We start from the raw sequence: 14,786 nt of genomic DNA on the forward strand, positions 1-14,786 counted from the left end.
TCACATTCCTTCCGCGGGCTCCCACAGCTCGATCCGGTTGCCCTCGGGGTCGACGCACCACCCGAACCGGCCGAACTCCGAGTCCTCGGTGTCGGGCAGGACCTCGACGCCGCGCGCCTTCAGCTTCGCCATCAACGACACCAGGTCGTCCACGCGCAGGTTCAGCATCGTGCGCTGGTGGGGTTCGCCGATGTAGGGCGTGTCCTGGGCGAACAACGCCATCGTCGTGGTGCCCGGGAACTCGTTCGTCGCCGTGTCGAGCCAGTGGAAGGTGACGGTGCCCTTCTCGCTCATCGGCACGCCCAGGTTGTCGCGGTACCAGGCCGCTAAACGCACAGGGTCTCTTGAACGCAGGAAAACCCCGCCGATGCCAGTCACCCGCGCCACCCGACGGACCCTACTACCGCGTGCCACGATGGGGGAATGGACGCCGTCACGTCTGCACCCGAACCGGTCAACGAGCCCGTGCGCTCCTATGCACCCGGCAGCGCCGAACGGGCGAGTCTGCAGGCGCGCATCGCCGAGCTTGAAGGCACGTCGCACGAGCTGACGATGACCATCGGCGGTCAGCAGCGCATGGGCGGTGGCGACCACATCAACGTCGTTCAGCCGCACGACCACAAGCACGTTCTCGGTGTGACGGCGCAGGCCACGAACTCCGACGTCGCGGACGCCATGCGCGCCGCCCAGCACGCCGCGCCGGGGTGGCAGGAGCTGCCGTTCGACGAACGCGCTGCCGTGATGCTGCGGGCGGCCGACCTGCTCGCCGGTCCGTGGCGCGACACGCTCAACGCCGCCACGATCCTCGGCCAGTCGAAGTCCGTGCAGCAGGCCGAGATCGACGCGGCGTGCGAGCTGATCGACTTCCTGCGGTTCAACGTCCACTTCGGCCGACGGATCCTGCAGGAGCAGCCGATCTCGTCGCCGGGCGGGTGGAACCGGATGGACCACCGGCCGCTCGACGGGTTCGTCGTGGCGATCACGCCGTTCAACTTCACCGCCATCGCGGGAAACCTGCCGCTCGCGCCCGCCCTGATGGGCAACGCCGTGGTGTGGAAGCCGTCGCCGACGCAGCAGCTGGCCGCGCACTTCACCATGCGGCTGCTGGAGGAGGCCGGTCTGCCGCCGGGCGTGATCAACCTCGTCACCGGTGACGGCCAGGCGGTGAGCCAGGTGGCGTTGCGGGACAGGTTCTTCGCCGGCCTGCACTTCACCGGGTCCACGCGCACGTTCAAGGCGTTGTGGCAGACCATGGCGGGCAACCTCGACAACTACCGCGCCTACCCGCGCGTCGTCGGCGAGACCGGCGGCAAGGACTTCGTGCTGGCACACGCTTCCGCCGATCCTCGTGCGCTCGTCACGGGGCTGGTGCGCGGCGCTTTCGAGTACCAGGGCCAGAAGTGCTCCGCGGCCTCACGTGCGTACATCGCGCGTTCGTTGTGGGAGGGCGGCGTCCGCGAACAGCTGCTCGACATCACGAAGTCGTTGTCCTACGGCGATGTCACGGACCTGTCGGCTTTCGGTGGCGCCGTGATTGACCACCGCGCGTTCGCCAAGCACAAGGAAGCGTTGCTGATGGCGTCCGCGTCCACTTCGGTCGAGGTGCTGGCCGGCGGCTCGTGCGACGACTCGGTGGGCTACTTCGTCGACCCCGCGGTGCTGCTCGGCACCGACCCGCACCACGACATCTTCACCACGGAGTACTTCGGCCCGATCCTCGCCGTGCACGTCTACGAGGACGGGGACTTCCCGAAGATGATGGAGACCATCGACACCTCCACGCCGTACGCGCTGACCGGCGCCATCTTCGCGCGCGACCGAGTGGCCATCGACCAGGCACATCGCGCCCTGCGGTTCGCCGCGGGCAACTTCTACGTCAACGACAAGCCGACCGGGGCCGTCGTCGGGCAGCAGCCGTTCGGCGGGTCGCGCGGGTCCGGCACCAACGACAAGGCGGGCTCGATCTACAACCTGCAGCGGTGGACGAGCCCGCGCGCCATCAAGGAAACCCTGGTGCCGCCGACCGATCACCGGTATCCGCACATGGGGTAGCGGTCACTTCGGCAGCCGTCCGAAGGCCTTCGCCGCCAGTCCCTGCGTGACCTGCCCGACCACGTTGAGGTCGTGGCTGCGCTGCAGGACCTTCAGCCCGATGAGCTGCCCGTCCCGCACCTCGACGACGGCGTCGCACGTCACCTCGCCAGAGGAGTCGACGCACTTGCTGGTCACCGGGCGGTCGTCGCTCTCGCCGACCTGGCCGCCGTCGATCACGCCCCCGTAGCCGCCGTCGGACAACAGCTTCTGCGACTCGTCCGCGTACTTCGCGCTCAGCAGCGTCAGCCGCACGGTCAGCGAGTCGAACGGGAAGTCGCACGACCGGTCGGTCCTGGTGGGGGAGCCGCTGAGCTGCCCGGCGTCACCGGACGCGAGCAGCGCGCAGGGGTCGGCGTCCTCGAACTTCGGGCCGGACGGCTGCCCGGTCGAGCACGCGGTCAGGGCGAGGAGCAGTACCGGAACCAGTCGGATCATGAGAACAACCTTTGCACCACCGCGACGGACCGGGTGCGGGCGACCATCCCGATGTCGTAGTTCGGCGGGGTTCGCTCCGCGGTCAGCACCAGCACGCGGTCGGCGGCCAGTTCGGTCACGACGACACCCAGGCTCGTCTGCGGCACGCTGGAACGGTCGTGCGTCACGCCCCACCACGCCTTGTGGCCCTCGACCGTGAGCTCGGAGCCGTCGCGCACGCGGACCTTCGCCTGGTCCAGCGACTCGTTCTCGACGCTCATCCAGACGGACTGGCTCTCGATCGTCCACCGGCAGGTCGCCGGCTCGTTGAGCGGTTCCGGTGCCTTGGTGAACGGCTTCGCGAAGTCCGACTCGACGAGCAGCGTGCAGGCGTCGACCGTGGCCAGGTCACGCAGTTTCGGTGCGGGTGCGGGAGCGGGTGGTGGCGTGGGCGTCGAGCACGCGGTCAGCGCAACGAGCAGTGCCACAGCCCCCAGGCGTGTGTTCATGCGGGAAGTGTGACTCATGACGATTTCGGGAGACGGTCGAGCACGTACTGCACCAACGTGGTGCGGTGGCTCAGCAACCAGGCCTCGTTCGCACCGGGGGACTGCGTCCTGATGGTCAGCGTGCGCGCGTAGCCGACCGCTGCCCACACGCCGCAGTCCAGCGTCGAAGCGTCCGTGTCGCACGCGAACCACACGGTGTGCCCGTCGATCTCGCCCTGGTGGCCGCTCGGGTTGTTCCGCTTCGCCTCGTCGTACTCGAACTCCTCCAGTCCGACCTGGACGGTCAGCGGGCCCTTCGGATAACCGAAGGAGTACCTGCAGAACCTCGGGTTCTTCTCGTCGGGCGCGGGTGGAGCGGTGGCCGCGTTCAGGTACCAGTTGGCGCCGTCCGTCGGCAGCGCCTTGCACGCGTCGAACGCGGACACGTCGCGGGGCTTGTCGATGCGCGGTGACGTGGTCGGCACCGGCTTCGGCGGTGGTCCGGGGATCTCGGCCGTGCACGCGGTGAGGGCAGCGCACAGCACGGCGACCCCCAGAAGTCTCCTCATGGGGAGAGTGTGAACGACCGGCGCAACCTCAATCCGTGTAGTCGTCCATGCCGGCCCGGGACGCGAGCAGCCGCCGCAACGACGTGAGGCGGCCCGGCGCGTCCGGTACGAGTTCGTCCAGCATGCAGCCGGGATCCTCGGGCGAGCCCAGGTGACCGCAGCCGGGCGGGCACTCCTCGGCGGCCTCGGCGAAGTCCGGGAAGGCCTTCACGATGTCGTCCGGCGTGATGTGCGCGAGGCCGAACGAGCGGATGCCCGGCGTGTCCACGACCCAGCCGCCCTCCGGCAGGCGCAGTGCCACGGCCTGGGTGGAGGTGTGACGGCCCTTGCCGACGCCGGACACCACGCCCACCGCGCGGTTCGCGTCCGGCACGAGCTTGTTGACCAGAGTGGACTTGCCGACGCCGGAGTGGCCGATCAGGCACGACACCGTGTTCGCGAGCCTCGCGCGCAACGCGGCCGGTTCCTCGTCGGAGCGCGTCACGATCACCGGCACGTCGAGCTCGGTGTAGAGCGCCAGCAGCGAGTCCGGCGAGGCGAGGTCGGACTTCGTCAGGCACAGCACCGGTTCCAGGCCGCCCGCGTACGAGGCGACCAGGCACCGGTCGATGAAACCCGTGCGCGGCGGGGGATCCGCCAGCGCGACGACCATGATGAGCTGGGAGGCGTTCGCGACGACGACGCGTTCGAACGGGTCCGTGTCGTCCGCGGTCCGGCGCAGCACCGAGGTCCGTTCCCCGATGCGCACGATGCGGGCCAGCGTGTCCGGCAGGCCGGACGTGTCCCCGACGATGCCGACCTGGTCGCCGACCACCACGGGCTTGCGGCCCAGTTCGCGCGCACGCATCGCCGTGACGACGGCGCCGGACTCCATCGCGCACGTCCAGCGGCCGCGGTCCACGCCGATCACCATCGCGGTCTCGGCGTCGGCGTGTTCCGGCCTGATCTTGCTGCGCGGCCGCGTTCCCCTGCCGGGGCGCACGCGCACGTCGGACTCGTCGAGCTTGCGCCAGTCCTGCTTGGCCACTTCTACGCGCCCCCGGTGAGCATGGCGTTCCACATCCCTGGGAAGTCGGGAATCGTCTTGGTCGTGCTGCCGATGTCGTCGACCGACATGCCCGGTACGACCAGACCGATGATCGCGCCCGCGGTGGCCATCCGGTGGTCGGCGTAGGCCTTCCACACGCCACCGTGCAACGGCCGCGGGTCGATGATCAGGCCGTCCTCGGTCTCGGTCGCGTCGCCGCCCACCGCGTTGATCTCGTTGACGAGTGCGGCGATCCGATCGGTCTCGTGGCCGCGGATGTGCGCCACGCCCCGGATGGTCGTGCGGCCCTCGGCCACCGCGGCCAGTGCGGCGACGGTCGGCGTCAGTTCGCTCTCGTCGCGCAGGTCGATGTCCACACCGGACAGCTTCGCCGGTCCGCGCACGGTCAGGCCCTCGTCCGACACCTCGACCGCACAGCCCATGCGCTCCAGGATGCCGCGCACCGCGTCACCGGGCTGGGTCGTGGTGGAAGGCCAGTGCGGGATCGTCACCTCGCCGCCGGTCACCGCGGCCGCCGCCAGGAACACCGTCGCGTTCGACAGGTCCGGCTCCACGTGCCACGTGCGCGCGCCGATCACGCCGGGCTCGACGTGCCACACGTTCGGAACGCTGGTGTCGACCTGAACGCCGACCGAACGCAGCGTCTGGACCGTCATCTCGATGTGCGGCAACGAGGGCACGGGCTTGCCGTCGTGCCGGATCGTCACGCCCTTGTCGAAGCGGGCGGCGGACAGCAGCAGCCCGGACACGAACTGCGACGAACCCGACGCGTCGATCGTCACCTCGCCGCCTGGTACCGACCCCGTGCCGTGCAACGTGAACGGCAGTGCGTCGCCCTCGATCTCCACGCCCAGCGACCGCAACGCACCCAGCACGGTGCTCATCGGTCGCGTGCGGGCGTGCGGGTCGCCGTCGAACCGGATGCCGCCCTCGGCCAGCGCGGCGGCGGGCGGCAGGAAGCGCATGACCGTGCCCGCCAGACCGCAGTCGACGTCGGCCGGCCCGCGCAGCAGACCGGGCATGACGTCCCAGCCGCCGTCCTCGCGATCGGTGATCCCGACGCCGAGCGACGACAGCGCGGCGGTCATCAGCACCGTGTCGCGGCTGCGCAACGGCGCGTGGACCGTGGACGGCCCGTCGGCCAGTGCCGCGAGCACCAGAACGCGGTTCGTGATCGACTTCGAGCCGGGCACCGGCACCGTCGAGTGGACTGGGCCGGACGCGCTGGGGGCTGACCAGTGCTGAGTCATGCACAGATGATCCCGCATCCGTCCTGGGACAGTTCGCACTGGTGTGCGGGACGTGGGATTATCGCAACTTCGGAGGTGATCGGTTTTGTGCGGTAGGTACGCCTCCACCAAGGACCCGGCGTTGCTGGCGGCCGAGTTCGACGCGGTGGACGGGACCGGCGACGAGGCACCGGGGGCGGACTACAACGTCGCTCCCACCAAGCACGTCATGGCCGTGGTCGAGCGCAAGCCCGAGGACGAGGAGCTGGAACGCAGCATCCGCGTCATGCGCTGGGGTCTCGTCCCGCACTGGGCCAAGGACCTCTCCGGCGCGGCCAAGATGATCAACGCCCGCGCCGAGACCGTGCTGACCAAGCCCGCGTACAAGCAGTCGGCGATCAAGCGGCGCTGCATCATCCCCGCCGCCGGTTGGTACGAGTGGCAGCCGGCCGAGGGGCGCAAGCAGCCGTACTTCATGACGCTCGGGGACGACACGTCCCTGGCGATGGCGGGCCTGTGGTCCGTGTGGTGGAAGGACGACGTTCCGACCGTCACGTGCGCGGTGCTCACCACTGAGTCCATGGGTGCGTTGACCGAGGTGCACAACCGCATGCCGTTGCTGCTGCCTCAGGACCGCTGGTCGGCGTGGCTCGACCCGACGTCGCTGGACCCGTCCGAACTGCTGACCCCGGACCTGTCGATCGTCGAGGCACTGGAGTTGCGCCCGGTGTCGACCGATGTGAACAGCGTGAAGAACAACAACGCCTCCCTGATCGAACGCGCAGAGCTGCCGTGACCACGCTGTTGGTGGACACGCCGCACGGCCCCGCGAGGGCCTCACTGCACTGTGCCCACGAACCGCGTGCCGCTCTGCTTCTGGGTCACGGCGCCGGTGGCGGCGTCGAGGCCCCGGATCTGGTCGCCGCGTGCCGCGCCGCGAACTCCGTCGGCGTGCACGTGGCCTTGATCGAACAGCCCTACCGCGTCGCGGGCCGTCGTGCCCCGGCGCCGGCCGGTCAGCTCGACACCGCCTGGTTGTCCGTGGTCGAGGACCTGGGCGAACGCTGGTTCGACGGCCTGCCCCTGGTGTTCGGGGGCCGGTCGTCGGGCGCGCGCGTGGCCTGCCGCACCTCGGTCGAGGGCCAGGCGGTGGCGGTGCTGTGCCTGGCGTTCCCGGTGCACCCGCCGGGCAGGCCGGAGAAGTCCCGGATGGCCGAGCTGGACGGCGTCGAGGTCGCCACGCTGGTCGTGCAGGGCGAGAACGACCCGTTCGGCCAGCCGGAGGTGGCCAACCACCGCGAGGTCGTGCTGCTCAAGGGCGACCACTCGCTGAAGGCGTCCGTCGCGGACGTCGGCCGCTACGTCGGCGAGTGGATGGACCGGGTGCTGCGACCGCTCGACTAGCGGGCCATCCGGGTCCAGGTGTGCCTGCGACCCCGGACCGCGACCGAGTAGGCGTAGAGCAGCTCGGGGTCGCCCATGCCCGGCAGGAAGCAGTCGCCGATGTGGTGGGCGTCGACCCCGATCTCCTTGGCGGTGAGGGCCAGCTGCGGCACGACGTTGGTGTGCGAGCCCTCCTGCGACGTGCCGATCGCGCCCATGACGACCGCTCCGGCCTCGTGCACGGCCTGGACGGCGACGGCCGCGGCCTCCCTGGTGATGCCGGGCAGCGTGCCGGGGATGGGGAGGATCACCCCGTCGGCGCCCGCCTCGACGAGGGCGACGAGCTTCTGTGCGGTGATCGGTTCGGGATGGCCGGCGTGGTGCATCTTGCCGACCCAGAGCGCGGCCTGCGTGCGGATCTTCCCGGTGGCGGCGGCCATGCCGTCGAGCGAGCCGTCGGTGCTGGGGTTCGCGGTCAGCACGATGAGCGCGGCGCCGGCGTCGGCGAGCCTCTGAGCGTTGTCGTGAGTGGCTTTGCGCAGCTCGGGAACGGTTCCTGGCTCCAGGTTGACGCCGATCGGCCGTCCGATCCGCTCGGCCAGCGCGGTCAGGCTGGGCAGCTCGCCGAGGCCGGGGAAGCGGAACGTGGTGCCGTCCCAGACCCGGTCGATCATGTTGAGCACGATGACGTCGGCGCCGAACGCGGCCATCAGTTCGGCGTTGTGCACGCCGGTCTGCCCGTCGAACGACAACGCGGCGCGGTCGGCGAACACCTCGGCGACCATGGTCCTGCCCTCGGACGCCGCCACGGCGCGGGAGAGTTCCTGCCCGCGGAGCGCGGCGAGCCCGGTGCGGTCGAGGTCGAGGATGCGCACGTCTGCCTCCTGCTGTGGTCTAGACCATGTGGTGGCACTGTACGTCTTCGACTGAGATCACGCCCATGACCGACTTCGACGAGCAGGGCCGCCCCGAACCGCCGCTGGACGGCGACGAGCTCGCGACCCTGAACGGCTTCCTCGAGTTCCAGCGCGCCACCCTCGCGTGGAAGACCGCCAGCCTCACCGCCGAGCAGCTGGACCAGACCGCCGCCAAGTCCACGATGACCCTCGGCGGCCTGATCAAGCACATCGCGTACGTCGAGCAGCAGTGGTTCCACACCGTCCTGCACGACCGCGACCCGCTGGAGCCGTGGGCGAGCGTCGACTGGAAGGCCGACAACGACTGGGACTGGCACTCGGCGGCCCAGGACACCCCGGAGCAGCTCAACGCCCTCTGGCAGGACGAGGTCGCCCGCGCCCGCAAGGCCGTCGACGAGGCACTGAAGACCGGTGACCTCGGTCAGCTCTCCCAGCGCGCGCCGTGGCCGGACGGCCGCAAGGTGAGCCTGCGGTGGATCCTGACCCACATGGTCGAGGAATATTCACGGCACAACGGCCACGCCGATCTCATCAGGGAAGCAGTCGACGGTCAGACCGGCGAGTAGGGCGAGCTCTTCCGAATGGAGGAATTGGTCGGCCGAAAGTACGAAATCCGATGTTCGTGACAACCGACCGTATCTCCGAGTCGTCGATCAGTGTGTAAGGCGAACGCCTATCGAGACGAATTCGGGAGAACACGTGAGCCGTTTCCGCACGATCGCGACCGCAGCCGCATTGTCCGGCACTGCCGCATTGGCCGTCGTGGCGTCCTCTGCCGCTCAGGCCTCCGACCCGGCGGCGGCTCCGTGGTGCACCGGCGACGATCTGGCGATCCGCGTCGACGACATGCGCTCTCCGTCGGTCAAGGACAAGGCGCACGTGATCCGTTTCGTCGCCGCGGAGGGTGTCTCCTGCAGGATCGGTGGCACCGTGAGCAACCTGCGCTTCCTCGACTGGAAAGGCAACGACATCCACGCCGCCCTGAACGGAGGCCAACCTCCGTACAGCGAGACGCTGGTCGGCGGGGACAGCTATGCCGCCAAGTACGTGGCGTCGAACAGCGAGGGCCCCCAGCAGTTCCCCGCCTTCGTCCGCTTCAACCTGCCCGGCCAGGGCGAGCTGGGCGCTTTGGTCACCGTCGCGTGGCCGGCGTCCGGTATCGGTGCTGAATACGTCCGGAGCGGCGGCATCGTGGCGCCGGTCGGTTAAGCACTGATTCCGGCGACCACCGCATTGGTGAGTCGCACCAGGTCGGCAGGCGTGATCTCGACTTCGAGACCACGCCTGCCCGCGCTGCAGAAAACCGTCTCGAATTGCATCGCCGACTCGTCGAGCACGACCGGAAGGCGCTTTTTCTGGCCAAGAGGTGAAATACCCCCGGCGACATAACCCGTCGCGCGTTCGGCATCGGCGACGACCGCCATCTTCGCCTTCTTGCCCTTCAGCGCGGCGGCGAGGCCTTTCAGGTCGAGCTGCCCGGTCACCGGCACGACGCCGACCGCGAGCTTGCCGTCCACCTCGGCCACGAGCGTCTTGAAGACACGGCCCGGCACCAGCCCGAGCGCCTCGGCCGCCTCCAGCCCGTAGGACTCGTGCCTGGGGTCGTGCTCGTACGAGTGCAAGGTGTGCGCCACCCGCTGCTTGTCCAGCAGCGCTGTGGCGGGGGTCCCACGTCCGGCCATGCGGAATTACTACCAGCCCCTCCGTTGTTACCCAGAACGTGGCAACGAACATGCTTGAGCGGTCACGCGTAAAGTCAGTCCCGACCCAGAACCTGTGGGAAGGGAGCGCGGTGCCCGCCACCGGCACGACAGAGACGACGGCGGAGCGCGCTGCACGTTTCGAGCGCGACGCGATGCCCATGCTCGACCAGCTGTACTCGGCTGCCCTGCGCATGACGCGCAATCCGGCGGACGCCGAGGACCTGGTGCAGGAGACGTTCCTCAAGGCCTACTCGGCGTTCGCGTCCTTCTCGGAGGGCACGAACCTCAAGGCCTGGCTCTACCGAATCCTGACGAACACCTACATCAACGGCTACCGCAAGAAGCAGCGCCAGCCGATTCAGCAGCCGACCGAAGAGATCACGGACTGGCAGCTGGCGCAGGCGGAGAGCCACACCTCGTCCGGGCTGCGCAGCGCCGAGGTCGAGGCACTCGACAACCTGCCCGACAGCGACGTCAAGGAAGCATTGCAGCGGTTGCCGGAGGAGTTCCGGATCGCGGTCTACCTCGCCGATGTCGAAGGCTTCGCGTACAAGGAGATCGCAGACATCATGGGCACCCCGATCGGCACGGTGATGTCCCGGTTGCACCGGGGCCGTCGCCAGCTCCGCGACATGCTGGCGGACGTCGCCCGCGACCGTGGCTTCCTCCGAGGCGGCAACGGCAGCAACGGAGACGCGTCATGAACTGCGGCGAACCCCACGACACCGACTGCTCAGAGGTGCTGTCCGAGGTCTGGCTGTTCCTGGACCAGGAATGCGACCAGGGCCGGCGCGCGGCACTGCAGACGCACCTCGACGAGTGCCATCCGTGCCTCGAGCAGTTCGGGCTGGAGGAGCACCTCAAGGCGCTGCTCGCCCGCAAGTGTGGTGGGGACTACGCCCCCGCGGATCTGAAGGCGCGCATCCGCGCCACGATCGTGACGATCCGCACCGAGGACTGAAAGTCCTCCAGCAAGACAAAAGGCCCTGGTCACCGTGATGGTGTCCAGGGCCTTTCGCACGACTCAGGCGTTGGGGCGCTTGCCTCGGTTGGCGCCGCCCTTTTTGCGGTCGCGGCGCTTGCGAGCACGCTTCGACATGGGTGTCTCCTAGGATCAGAACTGCTTCACCCACCAGTTTCTCATGGAGGAGTTCTGAGCACGCTCACGGACCTCTTGGCCGAGCACACGAAGCTCTCCGGCGCCGCCGTCGACCACCTCCAGCTGGTCGTCGCGGAGTGGCAACTCCTCTCCGACCTGTCGTTCGCGGACTTCGTCATGTGGGTTCCGCTCGACGACGCCAAGTTCCTCTGCGTGGCCCAGGCCCGTCCCACGACGGCGCCGACGGCCCACCCAGAGGACGTCGTCGGCAGCGAGGTCGACACGGACGAGCACCCGCAGCTGCGCAGGGCCATCGACGAGTCGCGGATCTGCCGCGAGGAGGACCCGCGCTGGCACCTGGGCGTGCCGGTGCGGCGCGAGACCATCCCGGTGCGGCTGGGCACGCAGGTCATCGCGGTGCTGAGCCGCAGCACCAACCTGGCGGTGCCGCGCGTGCCGTCGCCGTTGGAGATCTCGTACCTCGGCAGTGCCGCCGACCTGTGCCAGATGATCGCGGACGGCACGTTCCCCGCGCCCGAACCCTCGCCGGACGTGCACACCAGTCCGCGCGTCGGCGACGGCCTGATCAGGCTCGACCCGTCCGGCGCGGTGGTGTTCGCGTCGCCGAACGCGCTGTCGGCGTACCACCGCATGGGGCACGCCTCGGACCTCGTCGGCGTGCACCTCGCACCGCTGACGCGCAGCCTGATCGGCGACCCGTTCGACGCCACCGAGGTCGCCCAGCGGATCAGGCAGGCGCTGGACGGCCAGCCGTCGATGCGCATGGAGGCCGAGTCACGGCGCGGTGCAGCGGTGCTGTTCCGTTCTTTGCCTCTAAGGCCACGCGGGCAGGCCGCGGGCGCCATCGTGCTGTGCCGCGACGTGACCGAGGTGCGCCGCCGTGACCGTGCGTTGATGTCGAAGGACGCCACGATTCGCGAGATCCACCACCGGGTGAAGAACAACCTGCAGACCGTCGCGGCCCTGCTGAGACTGCAAAGCCGCAGGCTGAGCAACCCGGAGGCGAAGGAGGCGCTCGCCGAGTCCGTTCGCCGTGTGACTTCCATCGCACTGGTTCACGAGACGTTGTCGATGTCCGTTGACGAGAGGGTCGACCTCGACGACGTGGTCGACAAGGTCATCCCGATGATGAGCGACGTGGCCGTCACGGAGACCCAGGTCAGCGTGCGTCGCGAGGGCGGGTTCGGCATCGTGCCGGCCGAAATCGCCACCCCGTTGGTGATGGTGCTGACCGAGCTCGTGCAGAACGCGTTCGAGCACGCCTACGCCCCTGGCCAGCGCGGAGAGGTCGTCGTGCACTCCGAGCGGTCCGCGAAGTGGCTCGACGTGACGATCACCGACGACGGCAAGGGCCTTCCGCAGGGTTTCTCCCTGGAACGCACCGATCGGCTGGGTCTGCAGATCGTTCGGACCCTCGTCGATTCCGAATTGAGAGGCTCATTGAGCTTGCGGCGACGGCCCCGAGGCGGTACTGAGGCGGTCCTGCGCGTGCCGCTCAGAGGGCGGCGCTAAACTAACGCCGTGCACACGTGACGGCCAGCCTCAGCGGTCTCACGTGGTCATGCGGGAGGGTGTGCAAACAAAGAAGCCCGACACCTGGCACGGTGTCGGGCTTCTCCTACAAAGATCAAACGCAGTATCAGCTTCTGCGGCGAACAGCCTGCTCAGGCGTTGCTGCGGGCGCGCGTGCGAGCGTTGCGGCGCTTGAGGGCGCGGCGCTCGTCTTCGCTCATCCCGCCCCAGACGCCGGCGTCCTGGCCGCTCTCGAGTGCCCAGGCGAGGCAGTCGGAGACGACGGGACAACGACGGCAGACGGTCTTCGCCTCGGCGATCTGAAGCAGCGCGGGACCACTGTTCCCAACGGGGAAGAACAGCTCGGGGTCCTCGTCGCGGCAGATCGCGCGGTGGCGCCAGTCCATTGGAACTACTCCTCAGCGATAGGCGCGCACAAGGGCACGCCGGTTGTCAGCGGTCGTTTTTGGGGTGCTTGTGAATGCTTTCACGAACGGCTGGGATGTCAAGGGGTAAGCACTGACCCGGTGAGTGAACTCACCCAAAAGATCGACAGCGTTCACCTGGGGTTTCACGCTCTGCTGTCACTCGACTGCAGTACATCCCGGGAAGGTACCGAGACGGTCACGAACCGATCACGGACTGTCAAGTTCCTTACAGGGCAACAGTCAACGCATCGGGAACCGCCCGGAACTCCACCGCGGTGGTCATCCCGAGGAAGTCTCCGTCAACCTGGAGGTTCGCGGGCTCCTCGCACTTCACTCTGACATAACCCACGTCGTCACGCCGAACGAGATTCCCGCCCTTCGGATTCCCCGTCGCGAGGATCTGGGCGATGTAGCGCCCGACCGTGGGTACCCGCATCGTCCGCAACGCACTCAAACCGAGGCCGCCGTCGAACGACGTGCTGGGGTTGAGCTGGATCGCCTTGTCGCCGAAGTACGTCCACGGGTCGGTGTTCGACACGAACACCATGCCGACGTGGTCGAACGGCGCCTCGTCCGGCACCTCGACGACGAAGTGCTGCGGCTTGCGCACGATCTGCGCGTACGCCTTGAGGGCGACCGACAGATATAGAGCGGGGCTGGCGTTGCGGCCCTTGGCGCGCTTGCGTTCCACACCCGCGACGACGTCCGCGTCGAGGCCCATGCCCGCGTTGAAGGTGAACCAGCGACCGCCTTCGATGACGTCCGCGAAGACCTGGCCGAGCCCGATGCGGCGCCGGGTGCCGTGCTCGATCGCCTGCAGAAGGACGTGCGTCGCCTCGACGGGGTCGCGCGGAATGCCGAGCGCGCCCGCGAAGACGTTGGCCGAACCGCCGGGCACGACGCCCAGCATCGGCTTCTCGGGACGGGGGCCGCCGCGCAGGATGCCGTTGACGACCTCGTTGACCGTGCCGTCGCCGCCGTGGGCGATGACCAGGTCGAATCCGTCCGCCGCCGCCTGGTGGGCGGCGTCCGCCGCGTGGCCGCGGTAGGAGGTCTCGACGACCTCCAGCTTCACGTCACTGGCCAGTGCGTGCGCCAACACGTCACGGCCCGCCGGCGTCGTTGTAGTCGCCTGCGGGTTCACCACGAGAAGAGCGCGCACTACTTGAGAGTAAGACAGTGCGTGACCGTCCGCGGCTCGCATGTCCTCCCTCAGGGTGGCTGCAGCCTCACGAAAGTGGCGTAAATCTCCTTTCCGTCAGCACCGCGTTCACCTCGCAGCCGAGTGCACCCCGGACGACCGCCGGCTCGCTGAAGGCCCCTTGATCTTCCCGCGCGGGACGTGCCGGGAGAGCCCTCCAACCGGGTGGCCTACGATCCGTGACCAGTACAGAACGTGAGGAAAGGTCTCCCGTGACCACTCAGACCCCGGCGCCGCCGCGCCCGGTGCGCATCGCGTCCGCGCTCACCTTCGTGCAGGGTCTGGGCGGTATCGCGCTGGCCGTAGCGCTCGTCATCCGGGTGATCGGGGGCTCGACGCCCGCGGGCCCGATCCTCGGCGCCGCCGGCGTGCTCGTGCTCTGGTTCGGCGGGGCGCTCTTCGCCACGGTCATGTTGTTCCGCGGTCACCACGGCGCCCGCACGCCCGTGATCGTCACGCAGCTGCTGTTGCTCGGCTGCGCCTGGTACGCCTACGGGCCTTCGGAGCAGCCCTTGCTCGGCTCGTTGGGCGGCATCTACTGCGTCGTGGTGCTGGTGTTCCTGTTCACCAACGACGGCCGCAAGTGGGCGATGGGCCTCGACGACGTATCGGAAGGCGACAAAGCCGACTAACGGAGGGTGGTCACGGTCACACGGCCGGGTGAAGCTGTGCGTGGTTGT

Annotated in this window: 20 protein-coding genes; 9 read left to right on the plus strand and 11 right to left on the minus strand. The window is 68.8% G+C overall.

Features of this window, described 5'->3' with window-relative positions; translation table 11 throughout:
* Complete coding sequence (locus ACIQF0_RS35015) at positions 1–336, minus strand: VOC family protein (RefSeq protein WP_401036872.1); 336 nt, start codon at positions 334–336, stop codon at positions 1–3.
* Positions 337–423: 87 nt separating this feature from the next.
* On the opposite strand from ACIQF0_RS35015, the gene pruA reads away from it, so the two are divergent.
* Positions 424–2,052 carry an L-glutamate gamma-semialdehyde dehydrogenase gene (gene pruA, locus ACIQF0_RS35020; protein WP_401036875.1) on the plus strand — a complete coding sequence of 543 codons (1,629 nt, stop codon included), beginning with the start codon at positions 424–426 and terminating at the stop codon, positions 2,050–2,052.
* Between the two features lie 3 nt (positions 2,053–2,055).
* On the opposite strand, the gene ACIQF0_RS35025 is transcribed toward pruA, so the two are convergent.
* The 5 genes from ACIQF0_RS35025 to aroA are packed head-to-tail and all read right to left on the minus strand — an operon-like array spanning position 2,056 to position 5,863.
* On the minus strand, positions 2,056–2,529 hold the full coding sequence (locus tag ACIQF0_RS35025; RefSeq protein WP_401036877.1) for a hypothetical protein: 474 nt from the start codon (positions 2,527–2,529) through the stop codon (positions 2,056–2,058).
* Entirely contained in the window at positions 2,526–3,017 is a 492-nt protein-coding gene (locus ACIQF0_RS35030) for a hypothetical protein (protein ID WP_401036878.1), read from the minus strand. Before ACIQF0_RS35030 ends, ACIQF0_RS35025 begins: the two co-directional genes overlap by 4 nt.
* Before the next feature lie 14 nt (positions 3,018–3,031).
* Positions 3,032–3,565: a DUF3558 family protein gene (locus ACIQF0_RS35035; protein WP_401036880.1), complete on the minus strand. Its 534-nt coding sequence runs from the start codon at positions 3,563–3,565 to the stop codon at positions 3,032–3,034.
* A 28-nt stretch (positions 3,566–3,593) separates the two neighbouring features.
* Entirely contained in the window at positions 3,594–4,592 is a 999-nt protein-coding gene (rsgA, locus tag ACIQF0_RS35040; protein WP_360047228.1) for a ribosome small subunit-dependent GTPase A, read from the minus strand.
* 2 nt (positions 4,593–4,594) lie between these two features.
* On the minus strand, positions 4,595–5,863 hold the full coding sequence (gene aroA, locus ACIQF0_RS35045; RefSeq protein WP_401036882.1) for a 3-phosphoshikimate 1-carboxyvinyltransferase: 1,269 nt from the start codon (positions 5,861–5,863) through the stop codon (positions 4,595–4,597).
* Positions 5,864–5,948: 85 nt separating this feature from the next.
* Between aroA and ACIQF0_RS35050 the strand changes: the two genes are divergently transcribed.
* Positions 5,949–6,638: an SOS response-associated peptidase gene (locus ACIQF0_RS35050; protein WP_401036884.1), complete on the plus strand. Its 690-nt coding sequence runs from the start codon at positions 5,949–5,951 to the stop codon at positions 6,636–6,638.
* A complete protein-coding gene (locus ACIQF0_RS35055) occupies positions 6,635–7,246 on the plus strand; it encodes an alpha/beta family hydrolase (RefSeq protein ID WP_401036886.1) in 612 nt (203 codons plus the stop codon). The genes ACIQF0_RS35050 and ACIQF0_RS35055 overlap by 4 nt, the downstream gene beginning before the upstream one ends.
* Here ACIQF0_RS35055 and ACIQF0_RS35060 read toward each other — a convergent pair.
* Positions 7,243–8,100, minus strand: coding sequence for a hypothetical protein (locus ACIQF0_RS35060; RefSeq protein ID WP_401036888.1), 858 nt, complete (start codon positions 8,098–8,100; stop codon positions 7,243–7,245). The two genes, ACIQF0_RS35055 and ACIQF0_RS35060, sit on opposite strands and share 4 nt — an antisense overlap.
* Positions 8,101–8,165: 65 nt before the next feature.
* Here ACIQF0_RS35060 and ACIQF0_RS35065 point away from each other — a divergent pair, with 65 nt between their 5' ends.
* Together ACIQF0_RS35065 and ACIQF0_RS35070 are read left to right on the plus strand one after the other, a co-directional pair.
* Complete coding sequence (locus ACIQF0_RS35065; RefSeq protein ID WP_401036891.1) at positions 8,166–8,708, plus strand: DinB family protein; 543 nt, start codon at positions 8,166–8,168, stop codon at positions 8,706–8,708.
* A 133-nt stretch (positions 8,709–8,841) separates the two neighbouring features.
* Positions 8,842–9,351, plus strand: coding sequence for a hypothetical protein (locus tag ACIQF0_RS35070; protein ID WP_401036893.1), 510 nt, complete (start codon positions 8,842–8,844; stop codon positions 9,349–9,351).
* Here the strand turns inward: ACIQF0_RS35070 and ybaK are convergent.
* Complete coding sequence (ybaK, locus tag ACIQF0_RS35075; protein ID WP_360047235.1) at positions 9,348–9,824, minus strand: Cys-tRNA(Pro) deacylase; 477 nt, start codon at positions 9,822–9,824, stop codon at positions 9,348–9,350. The genes ACIQF0_RS35070 and ybaK overlap by 4 nt on opposite strands.
* A gap of 50 nt (positions 9,825–9,874) precedes the next feature.
* Between ybaK and ACIQF0_RS35080 the strand changes: the two genes are divergently transcribed.
* On the plus strand, positions 9,875–10,549 hold the full coding sequence (locus tag ACIQF0_RS35080) for a sigma-70 family RNA polymerase sigma factor (protein ID WP_360047236.1): 675 nt from the start codon (positions 9,875–9,877) through the stop codon (positions 10,547–10,549).
* Positions 10,546–10,806: a mycothiol system anti-sigma-R factor gene (gene rsrA, locus ACIQF0_RS35085; protein ID WP_360047237.1), complete on the plus strand. Its 261-nt coding sequence runs from the start codon at positions 10,546–10,548 to the stop codon at positions 10,804–10,806. The genes ACIQF0_RS35080 and rsrA overlap by 4 nt, the downstream gene beginning before the upstream one ends.
* Positions 10,807–10,869: 63 nt before the next feature.
* On the opposite strand, the gene ACIQF0_RS35090 is transcribed toward rsrA, so the two are convergent.
* Entirely contained in the window at positions 10,870–10,944 is a 75-nt protein-coding gene (locus ACIQF0_RS35090) for a 50S ribosomal protein bL37 (protein WP_369809028.1), read from the minus strand.
* A gap of 54 nt (positions 10,945–10,998) precedes the next feature.
* On the opposite strand from ACIQF0_RS35090, the gene ACIQF0_RS35095 reads away from it, so the two are divergent.
* Positions 10,999–12,477, plus strand: coding sequence for a histidine kinase N-terminal domain-containing protein (locus ACIQF0_RS35095; RefSeq protein ID WP_360047297.1), 1,479 nt, complete (start codon positions 10,999–11,001; stop codon positions 12,475–12,477).
* 152 nt (positions 12,478–12,629) lie between these two features.
* Here ACIQF0_RS35095 and ACIQF0_RS35100 read toward each other — a convergent pair whose 3' ends face one another.
* Positions 12,630–12,884: a WhiB family transcriptional regulator gene (locus tag ACIQF0_RS35100; RefSeq protein WP_015104912.1), complete on the minus strand. Its 255-nt coding sequence runs from the start codon at positions 12,882–12,884 to the stop codon at positions 12,630–12,632.
* A gap of 247 nt (positions 12,885–13,131) precedes the next feature.
* The gene (locus ACIQF0_RS35105; protein ID WP_401036900.1) at positions 13,132–14,067 is read right to left on the minus strand and encodes a diacylglycerol/lipid kinase family protein; all 936 of its coding nucleotides are present in this window, start codon (positions 14,065–14,067) and stop codon (positions 13,132–13,134) included.
* Positions 14,068–14,318: 251 nt separating this feature from the next.
* Between ACIQF0_RS35105 and ACIQF0_RS35110 the strand changes: the two genes are divergently transcribed.
* Positions 14,319–14,738, plus strand: a complete 420-nt coding sequence (locus ACIQF0_RS35110) for a hypothetical protein (protein WP_360047239.1) — start codon at positions 14,319–14,321, stop codon at positions 14,736–14,738.
* Positions 14,739–14,786: the final 48 nt, after the last annotated feature.

The organism is Lentzea sp. NPDC092896, from assembly GCF_044754905.1.
In the GTDB taxonomy this organism is placed as follows: domain Bacteria; phylum Actinomycetota; class Actinomycetes; order Mycobacteriales; family Pseudonocardiaceae; genus Lentzea.